The 23723-nt window shown below is 58.1% G+C and carries 20 protein-coding genes; 12 read left to right on the top strand and 8 right to left on the bottom strand.

The window, feature by feature from the left end; translation table 11 throughout:
• The first annotated feature begins 51 nt into the window (after positions 1–51).
• The 9 genes from ACR0DT_RS08605 to ACR0DT_RS08565 all read left to right on the top strand — a co-directional run bounded on the left by ACR0DT_RS08605 (position 52) and on the right by ACR0DT_RS08565 (position 8224).
• A complete protein-coding gene (locus ACR0DT_RS08605) occupies positions 52–738 on the top strand; it encodes a haloacid dehalogenase type II (protein WP_480710331.1) in 687 nt (228 codons plus the stop codon).
• On the top strand, positions 738–1565 hold the full coding sequence (locus tag ACR0DT_RS08600) for an alpha/beta fold hydrolase (RefSeq protein ID WP_480710330.1): 828 nt from the start codon (positions 738–740) through the stop codon (positions 1563–1565). Before ACR0DT_RS08605 ends, ACR0DT_RS08600 begins: the two co-directional genes overlap by 1 nt.
• Positions 1562–2536, top strand: coding sequence for a threonine ammonia-lyase (locus ACR0DT_RS08595; protein ID WP_480710329.1), 975 nt, complete (start codon positions 1562–1564; stop codon positions 2534–2536). The genes ACR0DT_RS08600 and ACR0DT_RS08595 overlap by 4 nt, the downstream gene beginning before the upstream one ends.
• Before the next feature lie 59 nt (positions 2537–2595).
• Positions 2596–3384, top strand: a complete 789-nt coding sequence (gene pcaD / locus ACR0DT_RS08590; RefSeq protein ID WP_480710328.1) for a 3-oxoadipate enol-lactonase — start codon at positions 2596–2598, stop codon at positions 3382–3384.
• Positions 3385–3396: 12 nt separating this feature from the next.
• Positions 3397–4119 carry an alpha/beta fold hydrolase gene (locus ACR0DT_RS08585; RefSeq protein ID WP_480710327.1) on the top strand — a complete coding sequence of 241 codons (723 nt, stop codon included), beginning with the start codon at positions 3397–3399 and terminating at the stop codon, positions 4117–4119.
• 71 nt (positions 4120–4190) lie between these two features.
• Positions 4191–5390: a TCR/Tet family MFS transporter gene (locus ACR0DT_RS08580; RefSeq protein WP_480710326.1), complete on the top strand. Its 1200-nt coding sequence runs from the start codon at positions 4191–4193 to the stop codon at positions 5388–5390.
• Between the two features lie 81 nt (positions 5391–5471).
• On the top strand, positions 5472–6566 hold the full coding sequence (locus ACR0DT_RS08575) for a Zn-dependent alcohol dehydrogenase (RefSeq protein WP_480710325.1): 1095 nt from the start codon (positions 5472–5474) through the stop codon (positions 6564–6566).
• A 24-nt stretch (positions 6567–6590) separates the two neighbouring features.
• Positions 6591–7823 (top strand): mandelate racemase/muconate lactonizing enzyme family protein, encoded by a 1233-nt coding sequence (locus ACR0DT_RS08570; RefSeq protein ID WP_480710324.1) that lies wholly within the window; start codon positions 6591–6593, stop codon positions 7821–7823.
• A 113-nt stretch (positions 7824–7936) separates the two neighbouring features.
• A complete protein-coding gene (locus tag ACR0DT_RS08565) occupies positions 7937–8224 on the top strand; it encodes an ArsR/SmtB family transcription factor (RefSeq protein ID WP_480710675.1) in 288 nt (95 codons plus the stop codon).
• Between the two features lie 3 nt (positions 8225–8227).
• Here ACR0DT_RS08565 and ACR0DT_RS08560 read toward each other — a convergent pair whose 3' ends face one another.
• Positions 8228–11224, bottom strand: a complete 2997-nt coding sequence (locus ACR0DT_RS08560) for an ABC transporter transmembrane domain-containing protein (RefSeq protein ID WP_480710674.1) — start codon at positions 11222–11224, stop codon at positions 8228–8230.
• A gap of 244 nt (positions 11225–11468) precedes the next feature.
• Here ACR0DT_RS08560 and ACR0DT_RS08555 point away from each other — a divergent pair, with 244 nt between their 5' ends.
• Positions 11469–11828, top strand: coding sequence for a DUF3307 domain-containing protein (locus tag ACR0DT_RS08555; RefSeq protein WP_480710673.1), 360 nt, complete (start codon positions 11469–11471; stop codon positions 11826–11828).
• A gap of 14 nt (positions 11829–11842) precedes the next feature.
• On the opposite strand, the gene ACR0DT_RS08550 is transcribed toward ACR0DT_RS08555, so the two are convergent.
• The 7 genes from ACR0DT_RS08550 to ACR0DT_RS08520 form a co-directional block, all read right to left on the bottom strand.
• Positions 11843–12574 (bottom strand): hypothetical protein, encoded by a 732-nt coding sequence (locus tag ACR0DT_RS08550; RefSeq protein ID WP_480710323.1) that lies wholly within the window; start codon positions 12572–12574, stop codon positions 11843–11845.
• 52 nt (positions 12575–12626) lie between these two features.
• The gene (locus ACR0DT_RS08545) at positions 12627–13931 is read right to left on the bottom strand and encodes an NAD(P)/FAD-dependent oxidoreductase (protein WP_480710322.1); all 1305 of its coding nucleotides are present in this window, start codon (positions 13929–13931) and stop codon (positions 12627–12629) included.
• Positions 13928–14602 (bottom strand): TetR/AcrR family transcriptional regulator, encoded by a 675-nt coding sequence (locus tag ACR0DT_RS08540; RefSeq protein ID WP_480710321.1) that lies wholly within the window; start codon positions 14600–14602, stop codon positions 13928–13930. The genes ACR0DT_RS08545 and ACR0DT_RS08540 overlap by 4 nt, the downstream gene beginning before the upstream one ends.
• On the bottom strand, positions 14603–16156 hold the full coding sequence (locus tag ACR0DT_RS08535) for a trimethylamine methyltransferase family protein (protein WP_480710320.1): 1554 nt from the start codon (positions 16154–16156) through the stop codon (positions 14603–14605).
• Positions 16156–18558: a GcvT family protein gene (locus tag ACR0DT_RS08530; protein ID WP_480710319.1), complete on the bottom strand. Its 2403-nt coding sequence runs from the start codon at positions 18556–18558 to the stop codon at positions 16156–16158. The genes ACR0DT_RS08535 and ACR0DT_RS08530 overlap by 1 nt, the downstream gene beginning before the upstream one ends.
• 111 nt (positions 18559–18669) lie before the next feature.
• Positions 18670–19299 carry a glutathione S-transferase family protein gene (locus ACR0DT_RS08525; protein WP_480710318.1) on the bottom strand — a complete coding sequence of 210 codons (630 nt, stop codon included), beginning with the start codon at positions 19297–19299 and terminating at the stop codon, positions 18670–18672.
• Between the two features lie 16 nt (positions 19300–19315).
• A complete protein-coding gene (locus tag ACR0DT_RS08520; protein WP_480710672.1) occupies positions 19316–19771 on the bottom strand; it encodes a class I SAM-dependent methyltransferase in 456 nt (151 codons plus the stop codon).
• 275 nt (positions 19772–20046) lie between these two features.
• Between ACR0DT_RS08520 and ACR0DT_RS08515 the strand changes: the two genes are divergently transcribed.
• Both ACR0DT_RS08515 and ACR0DT_RS08510 read left to right on the top strand, forming a co-directional pair.
• Entirely contained in the window at positions 20047–21819 is a 1773-nt protein-coding gene (locus tag ACR0DT_RS08515; RefSeq protein WP_480710317.1) for an ABC transporter ATP-binding protein, read from the top strand.
• On the top strand, positions 21812–23722 hold the full coding sequence (locus ACR0DT_RS08510; protein WP_480710316.1) for an ABC transporter substrate-binding protein: 1911 nt from the start codon (positions 21812–21814) through the stop codon (positions 23720–23722). Before ACR0DT_RS08515 ends, ACR0DT_RS08510 begins: the two co-directional genes overlap by 8 nt.
• Position 23723: the final 1 nt, after the last annotated feature.

Below are 23723 nucleotides of genomic sequence, written 5' to 3'. Positions count from 1 at the left end.
TGTGAATGCACCACTTGTGCCACCCTGCGCCCGATTGAGGGAGGGGATTTGATGCCGATCACCACATGCGTATTCGATGCCTACGGCACGCTGTTCGACGTGGCCGCAGCCGCACGACAAGCTGCAGCCGAACCGGGGTATGAGAAACTGCAACAGAAATGGCCCGAACTGGCCAATCACTGGCGGCTGAAACAGTTGCAATACACCTGGCTGCGCGCGATCACCGATGCCCATGCCGATTTCTGGGACGTGACACAGGACGGGCTGGACTGGGCTCTGGAAGCCACCGGGCTTGAGGGCGATTCCACCCTGCGCCAGCGCCTGCTGGACCTGTATTGGGAATTGCAAGCCTATCCGGAAGTGCCGCAGATGCTGACGACTCTGAAAGAGGGTGGGCTGAATACTGCGATTCTGTCCAATGGATCACCGCCCATGTTGGATGGCGCTGTGCAATCGGCCGGAATCGGCGGCGTGCTGGACGATGTGCTGTCGGTCGAAAGCGTCGGCGTCTTCAAACCTCATTCCAGTGTATACGATCTGGTGCAGCAGCGTTTCGACTGTGCCCGTGACGAGGTACTTTTTGTCAGCTCGAACGGATGGGACGCTGCCGGTGCCACCGGGTACGGATTTGTGACCGCATGGGTTAATCGTGCAGGTGAGCCAATGGACCGCTTGCCATGGAAGCCTGCACATGTACTGTCCGACCTGACGACGATCCCTCAACTGGCCGGACTTTAATGCCTTTTTTCACCACTTCTGACGACAGGCGTCTTTTCTTTGAGGACTCCGGGACCGGCACTCCGGTGCTGTGCCTTCCCGGGCTTACCCGCAACGGCCGGGATTTCGCGTTCCTTGCACCGCATATCGCCGATCTGCGGATGATCACGATTGATTACCGGGGGCGCGGGCAATCTGAGCATGACCCGGACTACATGAATTACAACGTCGTCCGCGAATCTCTTGATGTAGTCGAACTGCTGGGTCATCTGGGATTGGACCGTGTGGTTGTCTTAGGCACATCGCGAGGTGGGCTGATTGCCATGGCGCTGGCCGTCAGCCACCCCGAGCGGCTTTCCGGAGTGATTCTGAATGATGTCGGCCCGGTGATCGACCCCGTGGGTATTGCCAAAATCATGGATTACGTGGGCAAACAGCCAATCTCAAAAACCTATGATGAGGCCGCATTGATCTTGCAGCAGGTGATGGAGCCGCAATTCCCTGGTGTTTCGCTGGATCGATGGCGGCGGCAGGCAGAAATCCAGTACGAACAGACCGAAGGTGGCCTGACCCTACGCTACGACCCTACATTGCGGACAGCACTTATGGAACAATCAGCAGCCGGTGCTCCTCCGGATTTGTGGATGTTCTTCGAAGGCCTGCGCGACATTCCAACCGGTGTCATCCGGGGGGAATATTCAGATGTCCTCGGCAAGGACACGCTGGCTGAGATGCACAAACGTCACCCCGGTCTTATCTCTGCGGAAATACCAGATCGCGGTCATGTGCCGTTTCTCGACGAACCGCAGTCTTTGGCACTTATCCGAAAAGTATTGGACACCGTATGAGCACGTTGGAGATGATCGAAGCCGCCGCCGATCGGCTGCGGAGCCACGTTCGGGAAACGCCGTTGTTGACGTCGCCCTTTCTGGACGAATTGGCTGGGCGCAGGGTGCTGGTAAAGCCGGAATGCCTGCAACATACCGGCAGTTTCAAATTTCGCGGCGCGTGGTCGGCGATCTCGGCGCTGAAAGCCACGGAACCAAAGCGCGGCGTGATCGCCTATTCCTCGGGCAATCACGCGCAGGGCGTGGCCCTGGCCGCCGCTCGGCACGGCATTTCGTCAGTGATCATCATGCCCTCGGACGCACCGCAGCTGAAGATTGACAACACGCGCGCACTGGGGGGCGAGGTCGTCCTGTATGATCGCGCCAACGAAAGCCGCGAAGAGATTGGCGAGGCCCTGGCCAACGAACGCGGCCTGACTTTGATCCGGCCTTATGATGAACCGCTTGTGATTGCCGGTCAGGGCACCACTGGGCTGGAACTTGCCCGACAGGCGTCCGAAATGGGCGTTGAACAGGGGGATGTTCTGGTTTGCTGTGGTGGTGGCGGGCTGTCCTCGGGGATCGCGCTCGCGCTGGAAGGTCACGCACCCGGCCTGCGGGTCCGCACGTGCGAGCCCGAGGGGTTTGACGATGTCAAACGTTCATTGGCCAGCGGTCAGATTCAGACCAACGAGGCCGCTGCGGGCAATATCTGCGACGCGATCCTGACGCCACAACCCGGCGATATCACCTTTCCGATTCTAAAACGCCTGTGCGGTCCGGGTCTGTCAGTCACCGAAGAAGAAGCGATGCGTGCAATGGCTCTGGCCTTTCTGCGCCTGAAAATCGTGCTGGAACCGGGCGGTGCTGTATCGCTGGCATCAGCCCTTTTCCGTAAGGATGAAATCGAAAGCGACGCGGTAGTCGTCGTCGCCTCGGGCGGAAACACGGACGCAGAAGTGTTTGGAAAAGCTCTGGAATTCCTGACCTGACAATGATTATAGCATAGGTCAACCTGATACTTTAAGGTGTGGCCGTAGGGGATTGAGTCATGCAAATCGCAGATATTGGAGAGGTGCAGCTGCACTATCGCGTCGATGGTGATCCAAACGGCGCGCCCATTGTCTTTGCCAATTCGCTGGGCACTGATCTGCGTCTTTGGGACGCAATGCTATCCCATCTGCCCGAAGGCCTGCGGATCATCCGATATGACAAGCGCGGGCATGGCCTGTCGTCTCAACCCCCGGCCCCGTATTCCATGGGGGCACTGGTGCGCGACGCCGAGGCTCTGCTGGATCATCTGGACGTTCGCGATTGCGTTTTTGTTGGTCTGTCCATCGGCGGGCTGATCGCGCAGGGATTGGCAGTAAAGCGCATGGATCAGGTTCGGGCACTGGTGCTGTCGAACACCGCTGCCAAGATCGGCATCCCCTCAATCTGGCAGGACCGTATGGATGCGGTGCGCCAAGGCGGTATCGAAGCACTCGCCGATGCAACAATGGAGCGTTGGTTTTCCAAGAGTTTCCGCGCCACGCCAGACCACCTCCTGTGGCGCAATATGATGGTGCGACAACCGGTTGACGGTTATCTGGGGTGCTGTGCTGCGATTTCTGGCACGGATTTCTTCACACCAACCAGCGGCCTGCGCCTGCCGACGCTTGGAATCGCCGGCAGCGAGGACGGTTCGACTCCTCCGGACCTTGTGCGCGAGACTATTGACCTGATCCCCGGATCGAAATTCGAACTGATGCGCCGGGCCGGTCACCTGCCCTGCGTTGAGCAACCGGCAGAATACGCGGCCCTCTTGCGTGATTTTCTGACCGATATTGGACATATTTGAAGGAGCACTATTTTGGCAGATTTTCTGTTGGTCCATGGATCCTGTCATGGCGCCTGGTGCTGGCGTGATGTGGTCCCCGCCTTGACGGCTTTGGGGCACACGGCGCGCGCGATTGACCTGCCTAGCCATGGCTCGGACCCAACACCGATTGCCGATGTCACACTGGACAGCTGCCGCGATGCGGTTCTGGCGGCCTCGACCCCGCAAACGATCATCGTTGGCCACTCCTGGGGCGGCTATCCCGTCAGCGCCGCCGCCGAAACCGCCCCGGACGCTATGCGGGCCGTGATCTATCTGTGCGGCTATGTTCCGCAGGATGGCCTGTCGATGATCGAGATGCGCAAACGGGCCCCACGTCAATTGATCACGGATGCTGTCGACAAATCGACTGATGGCTTGTCATACACGGTCCGGCCGGACAGGGTGCAGGACTTGTTCTACCACGACTGCGCGCCCGAAATTGTACCCTATGCCCTTGCGCGAATGTGCCCGCAACCTATTGCACCTCAAGACACGCCGCTGCCCGTTTCAGACAATTTCGCGCGCGTTCCAAAGGCCTATATTCGTGCCACGGACGACCATACGATCCCGACGGAATACGAAGAACAAATGAGCCACGTGGCACCCGAAGGGTTACGAGCGACGATCAACAGCTCGCATTCCCCGTTCTTCTCTCACCCTCGTCTCCTTTCCGAAATGCTTGACGATCTAGAACAAAAATTACCGGCAGCGTAACCTGACGTCACAGACGCTTCACACGTGAACGAAGCATGATAGGGTCCGGGTGAATCTCGCGAGCGGTTTCAATGCGTCTACCTTTTTTCTTCGTTCTCGGCACGGTCATGATCGACGCCATGGGCATCGGTCTGGTGCTGCCCATCATGCCCGACCTGATTGTCGAGGTTCAGGGGGGCACGCTGGCCGACGCCGCGATCTGGGGCGGCGTGCTGAGCACTGCGTTTGCCGCCATGCAATTCGTCTTTGGACCGATCCTTGGTAATTTGTCAGACGCCTATGGCAGGCGCACGGTTCTGCTGGTGTCCTTGTTCGTCATGTCTCTGGACTACGTGGTGATGGCGATTGCGGGCAGTATCTGGCTTTTACTGGCCGGGCGTATCGTGGGCGGCATCACCGCGGCCACCCATGCCACCGCAGCAGCGTTCATGGCGGATGTTTCAAAACCGCAGGAAAAGGCGGCGAATTTCGGATTGCTGGGGGCTGCCTTTGGAGTCGGATTCGTGCTGGGACCGGTCATCGGTGGGTTGCTGAGCGAATATGGAACCCGCGCGCCATTTTGGGCTGCGGCCGCCTTGTCAGCCCTGACATTCCTGACCGGTCTGCTGGTGATGCCGGAAACGGTAACGGACAAAACCCGCCGCGCCTTCAGCCTGCGCCGTGCCAATCCGGTGAACTCTCTGCGTGCCATAGCATCCCTGCCCGGCATCCGCCCGATGCTGTGGGTCTATTTCCTCTATTCGGTGTCGATCTACGTCTACCCCGCCATCTGGGCCTATTTCACAACGGAACGGTTCGGCTGGTCGCCGCAAATGATTGGCTTGTCATTGGGCGTATACGGAATCGGTATGGCCGCCGTGCAAGGTGGCCTGATCCGCCCTGCAACCCGGTATCTGGGCGAGAGGGTGACAATCATCTACGGCATGGCCTTCGAGGTCATCAGCTTCCTGCTGCTGGCCTTCCTGACCAATGGGTTCGTTGCCTTGATGCTGATCCCGATCACCGCGATAGGGGCTGTGGTAACCCCTGCCATACAGGCCCTGGCGTCCCGCGCCACCCCGGATTCGCAGCAAGGTGAGCTGCAGGGCGTACTCACCTCGTTACATGCGCTGTCGATGGTGATCTCACCGCTGGTCATGACCAGCGTGTTTGCGTATTTCGCCAAACCCGACGCAGCAATCTACCTGCCTGGCGCGCCCTTCCTGCTTGCCCTTGTTCTGATGATCGTCGGATTTGCACTGTTTTTGCGATCGCGGCCTGTCGTGGCGTAACAACGACGCCCGAATGACGGTTTCCGTCTTGCTACATGCAGTTTCCCACGCCACCGTGACCAAAAGGGAGTGAGGGACCACATGCAAACCATCAAAGCCGCCGTCTGCAGGGCGTTTGACGAACCTCTGGTCATCGAAGATATCTTACTGGCACCTCCGGGCGCAGGTGAGGTCGAGGTGACATTAGAGGCCGTTGCGATCTGCCACTCCGACATCACCTTTGCCAGTGGGGCATGGGGTGGGCATTTGCCTGCCGTCTATGGGCATGAAGCCGCAGGTGTGATCACCGCAGTCGGCGATGATGCCGGTGGGTTCAAAATCGGCGATCCAGTCGTTGTCACGTTGATCCGCGCGTGCGGGTCATGCCCCTCTTGCGCTGGCGGGCGGCCAACCATCTGTGAGACACCTTACGACACCGTCAAAGGCCCGTTGCGGACAGCGGATGATGGTCCATTAGATCAGGCGATGGCTTGCGGTGCCTTTGCCGAGAAGGTTGTCGTCAGCCACCGGCAGATTGTGAAACTTCCTGCCGATATGCCGAAGGATGTGGCCAGCCTGCTGTCCTGTGGCGTGATTACTGGGGTCGGTGCGGCGGTAAATGCCGCAAAATTACGTCCCGGTCAGGACGTCGTGGTCATCGGTGCGGGTGGGGTTGGTTTGAACGCCATTCAGGGTGCTCGCATCGCTGGGGCTCGTCGGATTGTGGCCGTCGACATGAACGAAGAAAAGTTGGAGATCGCCAAGGAGTTCGGTGCAACGCACGGCGTATTGGCCAGCCTGAAGGAACCGTGGAAGGCCGCCTTTAAGGCCTTAGGTGGGCGCGGCGCAGATGCGGTGCTAATCACCGTCGGCGCGATCCCGGCTTATGATCAGGCCCCGCGCTATTTGGGCCGGGGTGGTCGGGCGATTATGATCGGCATGCCCCATTCGGGTGATATGTCCACCTATGAACCAGTGGTTCTGGCCGCGTTGGGTCAGGGCATGGTGGGTTCAAAAATGGGCGATGTGGTCATTCAGCGCGATATTCCGTGGATGATCGACCTGTACGAACAGGGGCGGTTGAAACTGGATGAGCTGATCTCAGGTCGGTGGTCTTTGGATCAGATCAATGAGGCCATCGAAGACACCAAGACTGGATCAGCCAAGCGCAACGTGATCCTGTTCAACCAGCGCTGACGCCATCCACGGGGAGAACACTGGATGAAACTGCAGGACCTCGACATCATCATCACGGCCCCGCCTGCGCCAGGCTGGGGCGGGCGATATTGGATTTTGGTCAAGGTTACGACCAATACCGGGATCACCGGCTGGGGCGAATGCTATGCTTCATCGGTCGGACCCGAGGCGATGCAGCACGTGATCAGGGACGTGTTCGAGCGGCATATGTTGGGCGAAAACCCGGAAAATATCGAGTTGATGTTCCGCCGTGCCTACTCCAGCGGCTTCACCCAGCGCCCCGATTTGACCGTGATGGGCGCATTTTCGGGTTTGGAGATCGCCTGTTGGGACATTCTGGGCAAGGATCGCGACCGTCCGGTCTACGCCCTGTTGGGCGGGCTAATGAACCAGCGCATCCGGGCCTACACCTATCTCTACCCCCTGCCCCAGCATGACCTGACTGACTTCTGGACCTCACCCGATCAGGCAGGCGAATGCGCGGCCGAGATGGTGCGGCGTGGTTTCACCGCTGTGAAATTTGACCCTGCCGGCCCCTATACGATCCGCGGCGGACATATGCCTGCGATGTCTGATATCTCAATGTCGGTCGCGTTCTGCAAAGCCATTCGCGAGGCCGTAGGGAACAGGGCGGACCTGCTATTTGGCACCCATGGTCAGTTCAACACGGCAGGCGCAATCCGGTTGGGTCATGCGCTGGAGCCCTATTCGCCACTGTGGTTCGAGGAACCCACCCCACCTGACATGATCGAGGATATGGCCCGCGTCGCCCGCAACGTCCGTATCCCTGTGGCGACCGGTGAACGCATGACCACCAAGGCCGAATTCGGGGCGGTATTGCGTGCCGGGGCCGCCGAGATCCTGCAACCTGCCCTTGGCCGCGCCGGTGGTATATGGGAGATGAAGAAGGTCGCGGCCATGGCCGAGGTGTTTAACGCTCAGATGGCACCGCACCTGTACGCCGGACCAATCGAGTGGGCGGCCAATATCCATCTGGCCGCGTCAATCCCGAACCTGCTGTTGTTAGAAACCATCGAAACTCCTTTCCACGATCTGCTGATCAAAGGCACACTGCGTGTTGACGATGGTTTCGTGACCGCCCCAACCGCGTCCGGCCTTGGGATCGAAGTAGACGAGGACCTGGCCCGTGCTCATCCCTACAGCGGTGACGGGCTACACCTGCAAATGCAGGAAGAGCCTTGCGATTATGTAAACGGCAATGCCTTTCAGGGCGGTGCGCCAGCGACCGAGGGGTGACAACCAAACCTGTTTCAGGGCATATTGGTCTAACCCCTTTGCGAATAAACAGGCTGCGTGTGACCCCCAAAGCCATAGACACCCAAAGCGCACATTCTGAAAACCCGGCGGACATGAAAGAAAGCGCCGCGCGGGCTGCGGCGTTTCTGAAAACGCTGGCGCATGAGGGCCGACTGATGATCCTGTGTCATCTGGGCGACGGCGAAAAATCGGTGGGTGAACTGGAAGAGTTACTGCAAATCCGGCAGGCCGCCGTCAGCCAGATGCTGGCCCGGCTGCGGCAGGAACGACTGGTATCCACACGCAGGGACGGCAAGACGATCTATTACTCACTGCAGGACGGCAACACCGCACAGGTCATCGGGCTGCTTTACGAATTGTTTTGCAAACCCAAGGTCTAGTTCCTAGTTCGAAACATATCCCGCGATCACCTGCATCAGCTTGAACGCGGTCGCGGCATCGTTTTCGACCACCGCGAGGAATTCCTCTTCACCGATCCGCAGGCATGACAGTTCTGTCTCGGCGATCATGCTTAACGCGCGGGGTTCTTTGCGGATCAGCCCGAGTTCTCCCACCAGTGCCCCCGGCCCTACCTTAGTGATCAGCTGATCGGGGCCTTCCATCTGCGGCAGGTACAGCCCGGCCTCACCTTCAAGCACCACATAGGCACCGTCGGTAGGCTGGTCGTCTTTCAGGAACACAACCTCGCCCGGTTTGGCATCGAACCAGCGCGCACCAAAGGCCAGCAGGCGCAGCTGTCTGCGGTCGAGACCGGAAAACAGCGGCGTCTGTTCCAACGCGCGCAGCTTGCGCGCCAGATCGGCTGAGGCGGCGCTGTCCTCTTCCACGGCGTCATATCCTTCGTCCGAGACCACCCGACCTTGCCGGATTTCAACATACATGTCGAATACATCCGGATTTTCGAACTGGTCGTTCAGATAGATAACGGTCGCATCCGGCAACAACTGGCGCAGGTTTTTGTAAACAGCAACCTGAGTGGCCATATCATAGCTGGCTAGCGCGTTTTCCAGAATCAGGATGTCCGGCTTTTTGATCGTTGCACGGGTAAAGGCCAGCGGTTCAGCGAAAACTGCAGGCAAATTCTGACCACCTAACGCAACCGGAACGTCATAGATCAGCTCAACCACCAGCGGGCGTGCACCGTTTTCGTCCAGTACATCAACGATCAGCTTGCGTGCTTCGTCCGAGCGGCCGCCCCCGATCTGGCTAACCTTGCCGAACAAGGCGTTCTCCATCACCGTCAGGCCCGGCGCAAATGCGGTTTTGTCCAGCGAGACGAATACGTCATACAACCGCTCCAGCAATTTCTCGGAATGGCTGTGACGCAATTCGAGGATGCGGTTCTTGAGTTCATCCGTGAAGGCAGGGCCGATCTGTTCCGCCGAGATCACGAAAGGCACCGCCAACAGATTGGCCAGTTGTTCGTCATCCAGCCCGGACACACCCTCATTCCTGGTCCGCTCGACCAATTCCAGCGCGGCCTCGTAAGTTTGCGCCTCAAGACCAAGTTTGCGGAACAGCGGGTGATCGGTGCCATCCAGACCAAAAATCTGGCGCAGCATTTCAATTACATCGCGCGTCAGGCCGACCAGCGTTTCATCCAGCCCCAACTCGCGCAGTTGCCCCAGAAAGATAGTCTGACGCGCCAGTAGTTCCTGTGTAACCGGCACGCGCGGTGTCGCAAATAGCAGGTTTTCCACCACCGGCAAGGCCGGGTTGTAGGTTTCACGATCAAAAACCAAAGCCTGTTGTTCCAGCCCTGCCTTTTGCACCGCCTGATGGACCAGGGGACGCAGTTCGACCAACTTGCGGGCCAATTCCGGATGTTCGTCTGCATCAAACACCTGCTCTGACCCGCGCTGGAACAATGCCGCGCCAGACCCCATGCCGTCGATCAGGTGCAGCCACCAATCGCGCAGCGCATCAGGGCTGTCCAACCCGGCCAGAGACGGATCCAACCATTCGGCATCATATGGATCGGCACTGTTGCCAGCGCGTTGGGTTTCGGCAAAATCAGGATCGTCGCTCTGCGACGTCAACGGCTTTTGACGCATCGGCATCATAACGTTGTCGCCCAAGGTTCCCTGGAACATGACCGGGCGCGATGAGGCATAGCCGATACGTGCGGCCACTACACTCTGATGCAGGTTCGACAGGTTTTCGCCTCCGACCTCGACCCGGCCCGCGCTGGGCAGGACTTCCCGCGTCAGTAGCTCGGCAACGGCGCGCCTGTCCTCTTCGCTAGGCGCGGCGATACCGATGGTTTGTCCGCCCGCAAAGGTCAGATTCAGATCATCCAGAACCTGATTTCCATCCATATCCCGGACAGAAACCCGATCCAGCACGATATCCCCTGTCAGGTGCGGTCGCGTTTCGGCTTCACCTTCGAACAGTTTTTCATCAGGCATTCCCGGCGGTGCAAAACGTTCGATAACTACGTCCCAGCGCAGCGACATGTCCTGCGTCTGGTTGTAGTAGGTCAGCAGCTCTTTCCACGGCGAGCTCAGGTCTTTGTACGCGGCCAAGGCCGCCACCAGAGCCCCCAGAGAGACCGAGCCCTGCAGCACAAGAAGGCCACCAACCAGATAAAACATGAACGGCGTCAGCTGAGAGATGAAGTTGTTGATGAACTTCATAAAGAACTTTTTCTGGTAGATCTCGAACCGGATACCGAACAGCCGCCCCAACTGTTCCGAGATCATCGCCCGCCTATACCGCCAACCACCATTGGCCCGCAGGGTCGAGGCCCCGGCGGCGTTCTCGCCGATCTGCGCGGCCAGAACCCGGACTTCCTGAATGCGCTTCTTGTTCAGCAGGTTGATCTGGCGCTGCAGTTTGGGGATCAGCCAAGCCTGCAGCGGAATCAGCGACACTGCGGCCAGCCCGAACCACACGCTTTGCAAGAACAGGAACGACAGGATCGTGATCATCTGTCCGGCCTGTAAAACCGGCTGACTGATCGCATCGCCCATTAGCCCGCCCATCGGCTCACTTTCGGCTGTGATCATCGACACCATTTCACCTTGGCTGACACGCTCGAAATAGGGTTGGGGAAAACGCAGGGCGCGGTTGATCAACTGATACCGGAAGCGACGCAGCATCCGTTCGCTAAGCACACCTTTCATGGTGTTGATACGCATCTTCATCAGGCCATGCGCCAGCACCGCCAGCAAGAATCCACCACACAGAATAATCAGGAAGGTGGTCTGCGGAACCTCATAGCCCAGAACATCCACAATCGGGCTGGTCGCACCGATGGCATCGTTGATGATGCGCTTGGGCAGTTCCAGCGTCAGATACAACAGCGGAAACAGTGTAGAGGTCACGGCCAGCAGGATCAGCTGATCGCGTTTTGAATACTTCCAAATAAACCGGAAAATCGAACGTTCTATGGAACCTGCCCCTGCTATGAATAACCGATCCAATCTGGAAGAAAGAGCGGCACATCCAACACCCTGAATTTACAGCATTCGTGACCACTGACGCAAATAGTTTCCAGTTTGAACATTTATTCGCCGTGTGTGAACTAGTTTATTTGCGCCTCACCGGTTTAGCCCCTAGAGTCCGCCTTAGGACGATATCGGGAGGAACAATTTGACTGCCAGCCTAGGCGCAGTGTTGTTGATGCTCTGCTTATTGCAGATCAAACATATGTTTGCTGACTTCTACCTCCAGACTCCCAAAATGTTGTCCGGCCGTGGTGAATATCTTCACTGGGGTCGTGCCCAGCATGCTGGCGTGCACGTTATCGGATCAGTTATCGTCTTTGTGCTGTTTGGAGCCCCATGGGCATTTATTCTGATCATCGCCGCGTTGGAATGGTTCGTGCATTTCAATATCGATTTTGCCAAGGCCAGCTATTCGGACAAGAAACAGTTGACGCCAACGCAGGCTGCTTTCTGGCGCGCCGCAGGGCTGGACCAGTTCATGCACAACCTAACCTATATCGCGATGGTCTGGGCTTGGGCGAAATTCGCCGTCTGATCGTTTACGACCTGTCAGGCTTGGTTTTCCAGGACTGAGGCGCGATAGGCCTGCAGCCATCTCTGGTCCAACGCGTCAAGTTTGTTTTGGTCGAACCTGTCCGCAACCTCCCAATACCGCCCAGAGGGTACGTGATACCCCAGTTCATCTTCCGTCTGAACAATGGCTTTCATCGCATCGGTTTGAGGAAGATCGTTTTCTGCCACTTCGTCCATCCCGAAGGATGGAAACATCAGGCGGCTATCCCCTTTAGACAGCCTGACAACCCGACATCCTTGAGCCGCACCAAACAGGCCCAGACGTGCAGATTTGGCCTCGAGCGACCGCAATGTGATGTCTGCGCGAAGAGGGTCAGCCTGTCCGGTTCCGTAGAAATGCGTATTTCCGGTTCCCGGATAAATCATGTCGCAACCGAAAAAGGCTAAAACCGCAGGCTGCAGTGCCGCCAACGCCCAATATCCTGCTGTAAACGCCATTGTACCGCCGGCATAGACGAACCCTCCAAACCGGTTTTGCGCAGGAACATACTCTTGCGCAGTGACAATCCGCTGATGCGCGGTAAGTCTAGTCGGGAGGTTCTTTTCCGGGAAATCCTCGGGGTGGATCAGAACGTCCCAATCGGGCCGGATGCGCCACGCGTTGTTGATGGCAACAATTTGGGTGAAGGGCGTGCGCGCCCAGCCCTGCGCGGCCAACGCGCCGGGCGCGCTGCCCAGTATCAGAACTCGGTTCGTTGGCTCGGTCATCCGGGACTCCGCACGTGGTTCCCGGAAAGACTAGGGCGTTTTTCCGGGCAGGCTAGCCCAGAACCGAAAAACTGCTTTCTTCGTTGATCGCACGTTTGCGCGAATAGAACCCGACATCAATCACCCGCTTGATATAAGGCAACTCAAATTGCAGAGGCTGTGTGTCGTGATCCGCCCCACCCTCGCAATAATCGATCAGGGCGGTCATCATCTTGCCTGCGATCGGAGCATTCTTGTACTGGTTCCCGCTAGTGCCGCAGGCCATATAGAATCCCGGCAGGCTGGATTTGTCATAGATCGGAATCCAGTCGGTCGACGCATCGTACAGATCAACCACCCCACGGGTTTTGGACGGAATGCCAAGGCTGGGCACCCGCTGGGCATAGCGCATCGCCTGTGTGGTCCACTGGTCGGTAAAGTCGTGGTTATAGTGCACGTCATCCTCGCACCACTGATGTGGATCGCACTCTGGGTCTTCTGATCCGACGAGGATGTGGTTGCCGTGTTCGGGGCGGCAGTAACACGCGATATCGCTATCCGAGACGATGGTGCCATCGTTCTCGAAATCGAAGCCCTCGGGTGCGGGAACGTGGACCACTTCCTGCCGCAGAGGGCGGGTTTCGATGGTCATATCCTCCAGCACATCTGCCATCTTATTGATGATGGCTGATCCTGGCCCCGCGACATTCACCACTACTTTGGCACGAATTTCCTCGCCCGAGGCCAGCTTGACCCCGGCGACACGGTCCTCTTCAGTCAAAATTTCGACCACCTCGGCCCCGGTGCGCACCTTGGCCCCGTACTGTTTGGCAGCATCCATCAGGTTCTGTGCAGACAATGCTGGGTCTGTGACATATCCGGCCTGCGGCCAGAACACGCCGCCCTGCATTTTGCGCCCGTTTGGCTGGCCAAAATCCGGGTCGTCCATACGTTTGGGCGGTGTAAAGCTATCCAATGAATAGACCGGCAGGCGCTCGGTGATTTTTTCAGGCGACCAATCCTCGAACGGACAATCCAGATCAGCACTGTTCCTCATGTGCTTTTCCAGCATTCCGTTGGCCTCGGTCTTCATCACCAGACATCCGGTTTCGCGAAACTGTGCCAGATTGGCATCCGCAGGCAAACCCAGATATTCGGCCCAATCGCGCCAATAGTGATAGCCTTCCCACGCAAAGGCCGTGCCATCAAAGGTCGAATAGTGCATTCGAATGATCGCGCAGGACCCGGCGGTAGACCCATGGCCGACCTGGGCATTTCGATCAAGCGACAGAGTCTTCCATCCGGCCTTGGCCATCTCGAACGCGATGGCTGCGCCAATGACACCTGTGCCAATGATTATTGCGTCTGGTTGGCTCATTCTGTTTTTCCCTCCCAATAGCGCTTTGAATAGGCGCTGAATTCATCAACTTCCTCGGGTCTGGGCTCGACTCCGGTAAAGACGTAAAGGTAATGCGCCACCAGCGACAGGCGCGTTTCCATCGGCTCATTCAACTGCGCCAGATCGTATCCGATCTGCATGTAATATAGTACGCGCGCGCGGGTTTCGGCCTCGATCTCAGAATACCCATAGCGCGTGAACATGGCGTTCAACGCCGCAAGCCGACGCGCGTCCGATTGGTCCAGTGCCCGCCGCACCTTGCCCGATTTGCGTGCCCAGTCGCGGACGGCGAAGTCCAATGCCGTATCGAAAAGCTCTGTGTTCACCACGCAACGATGCACATTGCAGACGGCCGCCGTGATCGTATCAGCCGGTGCTTCGGCCTGTGCGACCAGCGCTGCCGTGTTGGTTGCCTGCCAGCGGGCCAGCAGTGCGTCCAGCAATTCCTGCCGGGATTTGAAATACCAATAGAAAGATGACCGCGACACTGCCATCCGTTCAGCCAGGTTCAGAACCTTGATCTGATCCACCCCATCCGAGATCAGCACGTCCATCGCCACGTTCAGCCAGTCGTCGCGCGTGACTTTGATGTTACCGACCAATGGTTCGGCCTTGGGATCATCCCTGTGCAGGATCGGTTTGGTGTTCATTCAACTCTCCGGCGGTGCGCCGCCATCAGCCGTACGACGCGCGATGAAGTCCTGCAAGGCACCCAGTCCATCACTGTCCACAGAGGGAGCTTTGAAGTCGTTCAGGATGCCTTTCCACACGCCCGTGGCGCGGTGATTGGCATCGATCGATCCACGCTCGGTCCAAGTGCCGAAATTGGCATAGTCATGCACGTGGGGCTCGTAGAATTCAGTATTGTAACGCTCCATCGTCTGGCTGGAGGCAAAGAAGTGTCCGCTGGGCTCGACCTCACGCAAAGCGGTGTCATAACCAATCTCGGCACTCCCGGCCTGCGCCCCTGCACACAACTCGGCCACCATGTTTAGCACTTCGGCGTCACAGATCATTTTTTCAAACGAGACCGTCAACCCGCCCTCAAGCCACCCAGCCGAATGGATGATCACCGTGGCCCCAGCCATCAGACACCCCCAGAGGCCGAACTGGTTTTCATTCGCAGCCTGAACGTCGTTGATATTCGACGCCGACCCGGCGGCGGAGCGCCATGGCAAGCCCAAGTGTCGAGCCAACTGTCCCGCCGCCAGAGACGCTTGAAAATGCGAGGGCGTCCCAAATGCAGGTGCGCCCGATTTCATATCCACGTTGCTGGTAAATGTCCCATAGCATACGGGCGCGCCGGGATTGGTCAGTTGAGTCAGGGTCAGCGCCGCCAAAGCTTCGGCATGCGACAGCGTAATTGCCCCGGCCACCGTAATGGGTGCCATCGCCCCCATCAGAGTAAACGGTGTGATGATAGACATCTGACCGTGGCGGGCAAAGTCAATCAGACCCTGCGCCATAGGGGTATCCAAGGTGCGCGGGCTGTTGGTATTGATGATCGTATAGCTGTGCGGGTTGGCGCGGAATTCGTCATCCGACAGGCCTCGCGCGGTCGACAGCATCTCAAAGCAATCCATCACCTGTGATGTCCCACGCGAAAAGAAGAACGGGAACTTGTCCGTTAGCTCCATTTGTGCCTGCGTGGTGAAATAGTGGCGCAGAGGGGTTGGCACGTCCTGAGGCTCGACCTGCGGCGAGATCATCTGGAACACATCGAAATGATGCGTGAGTTTCAGGAACTCCAGATAGTCCTGTCCAGTCGCCGGGCGGCGGCCCCGTTCCAGATCGGTGGCATTCGGCGCCCCTGCCCCCGGTTGGAACACAAGACTGCCCAGTTCCAACGTAAAATCACGGCGGCGCGCACCTGCGCGGCAATTGATCGATTTGGGGGCGGACGCAACGGCGGCCTCGATCATTTCCCGGCCGATGAAGACCATTTCGCCGTCTTCCTCGACCCGCGCACCTGCTTTGCCGAATATTCGGCGGGCCTCTGGCAGCAAAACCTTGACGCCTAGTTCCTGAAGCGTCCGCAGGGCGGTTTCGTGCATGTCCGCTATCTGATCTGCCGGGAACACCTCCATTAACGGGAACGGATTGCGCAGCTGGCGGTAATTTACATCCCGACTCGGCGCAGGCGCGGCGTCTGCACCACGTCCGCGACGCCGCCTGCCACGCTCGGGTATTTGCGAGATCACCATTAGCCCCTCATCGCTTTGCCTTGCGGGTCGTACGGAGACTGAGCGATCACGCGTGCGGGGCGTTCCACACCGACCACATGTACGGTCAGTTCCGTACCCGGTTCGGCCTTGCCGCGGTCGACCAACGCCATCGCCAGAGATTTGCCAGTATAGTGGCCATATCCGCCCGAGGTCACAAAACCCACTCGGTCTTCGCCTGACCAGATCGGCTCATACCCGCTTGCATCTGCGTCCAGTGCGTCCATTTCCAGCGTTACCTGCACCTGCGCCGGGCCGTTTCCGTCACGCTCGGCCATAGCGGCATCTTTGCCGACGAAATCCTTGTCCCAATCAATCCAGCGATCCATTCCAGTCATCCCCGGCGTGTAGGCTTGGGTGAATTCCGCCGACCAGATACCAAAGCTTTTTTCCAGCCGTGTCGACAGCATCGCATTGAAGCCGCATTCGCGGATACCTTCCTCCGCCCCGGCCTCAAGCAGCATCCGGCGCAGCGCAATGTGATCACCATAGCGGCAGTTGATTTCATACCCTTTCTCACCCGTCACTGACATGCGCGCAACGCGGGCGCGGACCAGGCCGATATCGAATTCACCGCAGCCCATGAATTTCAGGCCCGAGATATCCTGTTCTGCAAGTTTCTCGACCACGGCCTGCGACTTCGGGCCGACCACGGCAAACCCGCAATAATCTTCGCCAAGATCGCAGATATTGACGCCGTCAATCATGTGATCATCGAACCAGCGCATGTGCCAGGCGCGCAGGTAATAGCTGCCCATGATCCACCAAGTCCCATCGCCCCAATTGAGAACCGTAAGATCCCCCTTGAGCCGCCCGCTTTCACCCAGCATCGGTGCCAGCTTCGCCCGGCCGGGCGCAGGCAGTTTCGAGGCCATGACCTTATCGAGCCAAACTTCGGCATTGGTGCCGCTGACCTCGAACCGCGAAAAGCCCGAGATATCCAGCAAGCCAACCCCTTCGCGGATCACCCTGCATTCCTCGGCCACGATGTCATGCGCGTTCGACCGCTTGAGCGTTGGCGTTTCTTCAAACCCTTTCGGCGCGAAATAAAGCGGAACTTCCAAATCCCAACTGACGCCCCATTTGCACCCGGCTTCGGTCATGGCGTCGTGGGCGGGGGCCATTTTCAGAGGGCGGCCCGCAGGCAGTTGCTCATTCGGGTAGGTCATCACGAAACGGCGAGAATAGAACTGGCCGGTGGTTTCGCGGATGTAGCGTTTGTTCTGCGCGAAATCGCCATAACGTGCCACGTCCATCGGCCATGCATCGGCCTCTGGCTCACCGTGGATCATCCATTCGGCCAATGTCTTGCCGACACCGCCACCCTGCAAGAACCCAGCCATCACCGCACAGGCCGACCAATAACCTTGCTTGCCCGGCACCGGACCGACCAGAGGGTTACCGTCCGGCGAGAAAGTAAACGCCCCATTCACCCAAGTCTTGATGCCGACGTTCTGGATCGAGGGATAGCGTTCAAAGCCCAGCGTCAGTTCATTTTCGATCCTGTCGAGTTGCTCCTGAAACAGCTCTTCACCATAGTTCCACGGCGCGCCATCCATGGCCCAATGTTCGTGGTCCACCTCGTAGATGCCGACCAGAACGCCTTTCTGATCCTGCCGCATGTAGGTGAACCCTTCGAGGTCGACAGTCATCGGCATCTCGAATTCCGCCTGCGCCACTTCGGGCACTGTATCGGTGATCAGATAGTGATGTTTCAAAGGAGAAACCGGCAGTTCGATACCCGCCATGCGGCCAACCTGCTTGGCCCAAAGACCCGCCGCATTAACCACATGTTCACAGGTAATCGTGCCTTTGTCGGTCACGACCTGCCAGCCATCGTCGGTCTGGATCAGCTCTTCGACCTTGGTTTCTTCGTAATATTCCGCGCCACGTTTTTTTGCCGCTGTCGCGTAAGCGTGCACCGTTCCGGTCGTATCGATATAGCCTTCGCGATCCGCCCACATCGCGCCCAGCACCCCGTCGGTGGACATGATAGGACAACGGCGCTGTGCTTCTTCCGGTGACAGCAACTCACAATCGTCAATGCCGATGGACTGGAAAATGCGGTAATTGGCCTGCAACCACTCCCACCGTTCGGGCGTTCCCGCCAATGTAAGGCCGCCAGTCATGTGCAGGCCGATATTCTGACCCGATTCCTTTTCGATCTCGCTGAGCAGGTCGATGGTGTATGCCTGCAGCGAGGCCATGTTTGGATCGGCATTCAGCGCGTGAACACCACCGGCTGCGTGCCACGAAGACCCCGAGGCCAACCGCCGCCGTTCTAGCATCACCACATCCGACCAGCCGTACTTGGCCAGGTGATACAGAACCGAGGCACCTACAACGCCGCCCCCGATGACCACAACGCGGTACTGAGATTTCATCCTGCCCCCTCCTACATGGCTTGGACAGAACGCTAGACCCACTGTTCACTTCTGTCTAGACATTTCTGTACAGTTCTTTTCGCAAGAAACCTACGGGTGAAGTTCACAAATTTAAAGCTGCGCGCTGGGCCGGGCGCTGATCGTTTCAAACCACGCAAGAGTGGCCGAATTTTCCTGCGGTATCCGCGCCTTGATCACACGGGCGAAGTCAACAAAGACAAAAGCCGAGATATCAGCCAGCGTGAACTCGGACCCGGCAATATAGGGGCTTTCCGCCAATCGCTGTTCCAGCAGATTGAAGAAATGCCCGACCCGTACCGCGCCTCGCTGCGCCAGTTCGGGGATCTGAGCGTGATTCACAGGGCCGGGAATTGCCCTGTCGGTGAAGGCGGGGTGTGTGTTGCGCAGTGTCTCGGCAGTGGGCGCGCCACCCTGCTGTTCGACAATGCTGTTCCACATTAGAACCTGCCCTTTTTCGTCCGGGGTGCGCCCCATCAAAGGTGGTTCGGGAAAGCGGGCCTCAAGATAAGCGGCGATGCCTAGGTTCTCGGTCAATGCCGTGCCCTCATCTGTGACCAGCACTGGTAGGGTTGCGTTCGGGTTGACCGCCTTGAATGCATCGCTCAGCTGTTCGCCTTTGCCGATCGAGACCTCGCGGGTTTCAATCTCCAGCCCTTTTTCCGCGATGAACATACGGGCCCGGCGCGGGTTTGGGGCGGTCTTGCAATCGTAGAACAGCATGGGATGCTCCTGAGTCTCAGCGGCGATAGACGAAGCACCGGCCCTGAACCGCACCGGGTGGCAAAGGCAGTTCGGTTAGTTCGTCGAAATACATCCGATCACTTGAGACCATCAAACCACCTTCCGCCAGCAGAGGTTGGATCAACGGTGAAACAAATCTGGCAAAGGCGTCGTTCTTTTCCCGGTTATGCCCGCCAAGGTCCGCGTGGACCAGGCTTGCAGTGGCTCCGAAACGCGTCAGCGCGGCGGGCAGCGTTTCGCGCACATCGCCCAGAATCACCCGATCCTCGGGCGGTGTCGAATCTGGGTGGGACGCCACGGCTCGTTCAAACACGTAAACGGGGCGGTCTTTCACGTATTGCGCCATGTGATGATAGGTACGCCCATTGCCCAAACCCAATTCAAAGACCGGCCCCGCCATGCCACGCGATTCGGCAATGGCAAAATCCAGACAGGCGCGTTGCGACACCATGCGGTCAATGAACAGATCGAGTCGGCTTTGTTCGTCGGGCACGGGGAAATCTCTCCTTGATATCAGTCGATTTGCCAGATGGGGTCGATATGCCCCGTGATCGCAAATCCTCAAGACTTTGTGTAGACAAATCGGTGTCAGTTTCACGTTTCCGCGACATTTCACCCCAAGAACGGGTTTGACTAGCCTGCCCCAACCGCGCGAGACTGCGTCAAAAAACACGGGGAGTTGATCAAGCCGATGCCGACCTACGGCCCAACGGGTGGAATACCCGCATGACAGCTTTGTTGTCTGTCCGCGATTTGAGCATCGGTTTTGGTGCGGGTAACTCCGTTGTCAAAGGCGTCAATTTTGACGTCGAGGCCGGGCAGACCCTGGCTCTGGTCGGAGAATCCGGTTCTGGCAAGACCATCTCGTGCCGGGCGGCGCTGCGGATTTTGCCACGCACGGCGCAAATTCGCAGCGGGACGATCATTCTGAATGATTCCAAGGGCACAGAGGATCTGACCAAGATAAGCGAAAAGCAGATGCGCGGCATTCGCGGCAACCGCGTTTCGATGATTTTTCAAGAACCAATGCGATCCCTGTCGCCGCTGCACAAGATCGGCAATCAGGTCAGCGAGGTTCTCTGGCTGCACCGTGGCGCGTCCGAGGCGCAGGCCCGCAAAGAAGTTTTGACTCAGTTTGAGCGCGTGGGCTTTCCCGATCCCCAACGTGCATATGATTCTTACCCGTTTGAATTGTCCGGCGGCATGCGCCAACGCGCCATGATTGCGATGGCGATGGTGTCCAAGCCGGAATTGTTGATCGCAGACGAACCGACAACCGCGCTTGACGTGACGACACAGGCGCAGGTTCTGGGTCTAATCAAGGAATTGCAGCGCGAAACCGGCATGGCGCTGATCCTCGTTACGCACGACCTGGGCGTGGTCGCCAACATGGCCGAGCAGGTCGTGGTCATGCACAAGGGCCGTGTGATGGAATCCGGGGCGGCTGCCCCGATCCTGACCGAACCCGCGCATCCTTATACGCAACAGCTGTTCAACGCCGCGCCCGAGATTCCGGACGAAGACTCCGTTGGGATACCGATGCCCGACGAGGATCTGATTCTGCAGATCAAGAATGTCTCAAAAACCTACACCTTGCGGTCCAGCAGGGGCTGGCAGGGTGACCGTCTGGTACATGCTTGCCGAGGCGTTGACATGAATCTGGCGCGTGGCAAGACGCTGGCAGTGGTTGGTGAAAGCGGCTCGGGCAAGACCACGGCCGCACGTATTGCATTGGGGGCCGAACTGCCCGATCCCGGCGGCGAGGTTCTGTTCCGTACCTCGCCAACCGAAGACCCGATTACCGTGCACCGGATGACCCGTGCCCAGCGCACCGCGTTTCAACGTAAGGCGCAGATGGTGTTTCAGGACCCTTATAGCTCGCTCAGCCCGCGCATGCGCATTCAGGATGCCATGACTGAACCGCTGGAAATTCACAAAATTGGCTCCGCATCGGAACAGCGGGACAAAGCCGCCGAAATGCTGGCCCGGGTCGGGCTGAACGCCGATATGCTGAAACGCTATCCTCATGCTTTCTCTGGCGGTCAGCGTCAGCGCCTGTCCATCGCCCGCGCCATGATGCTGGACCCGCAGCTGATCGTTTGTGACGAGCCGACATCGGCCCTGGACGTCTCGGTTCAGGAACAAATCCTGACACTGCTTGAAGATTTGCAGGACAGTTTGAACCTATCTTATTTCTTCATCTCTCACGATCTCGCCGTCGTGGCTCGTATTGCCGACGAGGTCGCCGTGATGCGACGCGGCCTGGTCGTTGAACAAGCCCCGCCCGAAACCCTTTTCTACAATCCCCGCCACCCTTACACCAAGGCGCTGATTGCCGCTCAGCCAGAACCTGACATCAACCGCCCCATCGACCTAAAATTGGTTGCTTTAGGCGCAGGTTCGCCAGACAGTTGGGATGACGCCTTCCGATTTACCAACTCCGTGATACCTTCGCTGGTAGAGATGGAACCCGGCCATAAGGTACGATGCCATGTTTAAGACCACTCGCCCACTGTTTCTGGCTGCCACACTGGCCGCTGCTTGGATACTGCCCGCCACGGCAGATACACCGACGCCCCAGGAAAGCGGGTTTTGGGAAAGTGAAGTGAGCGCAGGCAATCTGCCCCCCATTAAGGACCGTCTTCCCGCAGAACCACTGGTCGTCGATCTGGCCGCCAAGGGGCGTGAATTCGGAACACCGGGCGGCACATTGCGCACCATGGTCACCCGATCCAAGGACATCCGTCAGATGGTTGTCTATGGCTATGCCCGGCTGGTGGGTTTCAACGAGAATTACGAGCTTGTCCCCGACTTGCTGGAGTCGTTTGAAAGCGAAAACAACCGCAAGTTCACCCTGAATCTGCGCGAGGGGCATAAATGGTCAGATGGATCTCCCTTTACCTCGGAAGATTTCCGCTATTGGTGGGAAGACGTAGCGAATAACGAACTGCTCAGCCCATCCGGTCCGCCTGATTTTTTGATCGTCGAAGGCAAGACACCGACAGTAACCTTCCCCGACGAAACCACCGTTGTCTTCGAATGGGAAGACCCAAACCCGGACTTCCTGCAATCATTGGCACAGGCACGCCCGCCCTTCATTTACCGGCCCGCCGCGTTTCTGAAGCCCTATCACGAGAAATATGCTGACCCCGATGAAATGGCCGCACTGGTCGAGGACAACCGCGTCAAAAGCTGGGCGGCACTGCATAACAAGCTGGATAACCTCTACAAATTCGACAACCACGAATTACCCACGCTGCAGCCCTGGCTGAACGCCAGTTCTGGCAAGAAAATTCGACACAATTTCGTGCGCAACCCCTATTACCACCGCATCGACAGCAAGGGCGTGCAACTGCCCTATATCGACGTGGTCGAGATGGAGATTGTCGCCCCCGGTCTGGTCGCCGCGAAAACCAATGCCGGTGAAACCGACCTGCAAGGGCGTGGGTTGGCGTTCCGTGATGCCTCGATCCTGAAAAAGGGCGAAGAGGTTGGCAACTACAAGACACGGCTGTGGAAAACCGGTGTCGCCTCACAAATTGCGATCTATCCGAACCTGAACTTTGCTGATGAGGGCTGGCGCGATGTTCTGCGCGATGTGCGCGTGCGCCGTGCCTTATCGTTAGCCATTGATCGCAAGACAATCAATCAGGCGCTGTATTTCAAACTGGCTCAACCTGGCGCCATGGCAGTGCTGCCTGCGTCTCCTTTTTATGATGAGGACAACGCGCAAGCCTGGGCGCAATATGACGTCGAAATGGCCAATGCCCTGCTGGATGAGGCCGGATTGACCGAGCGCAACAAGAACGGCATCCGCATGCTGCCCGATGGTCGACCTATGGAACTGATCATCGAAACCGCCGGTGAACGGCAAGAGGTCGAGAATGCGCTGCAGATCGTCACCGACACCTGGCGCGAGATCGGTGTTGATCTGGTAATGCGCCCGCTGGACCGGGACATTCTGCGCAACCGCGTCTTTGCGGGCAGCACCATGGCCTCGGTCTGGTTTGGATGGGATGACGGCATTCCGCAGGCTCACACCTCGCCCGCTTATCTGGCACCGACGGATCAGGTCTTTCTGGCCTGGCCCAAATGGGGCCAATACTATCAGACCAGCGGCGATGTAGGCGAAGCCCCCGACATGCCCGAGGCCGAACGCCTGATGCAGCTGGCCCATGATTGGGAGGTCGCCACAAGTGATGACGAACGCAAGGCGATCTGGACCGAGATGCTGAACATTCATGCCGAACAGCTATTTGCAATCGGCATTCTGAACGGTGCACCACAGCCTGTAGTGGTTTCGAACCGCCTGCGCAACGTTCCCGAACAAGCCATGTGGGCGTGGGAACCCGGCGCGCATTTCGGCATTCACCGGCCGGACGAATTCTTCTTCGCCGACTGAT

This window comes from Ruegeria sp. BI11 (assembly GCF_056538005.1).
This window is presented reverse-complemented; position numbering and strand designations above follow the sequence as displayed.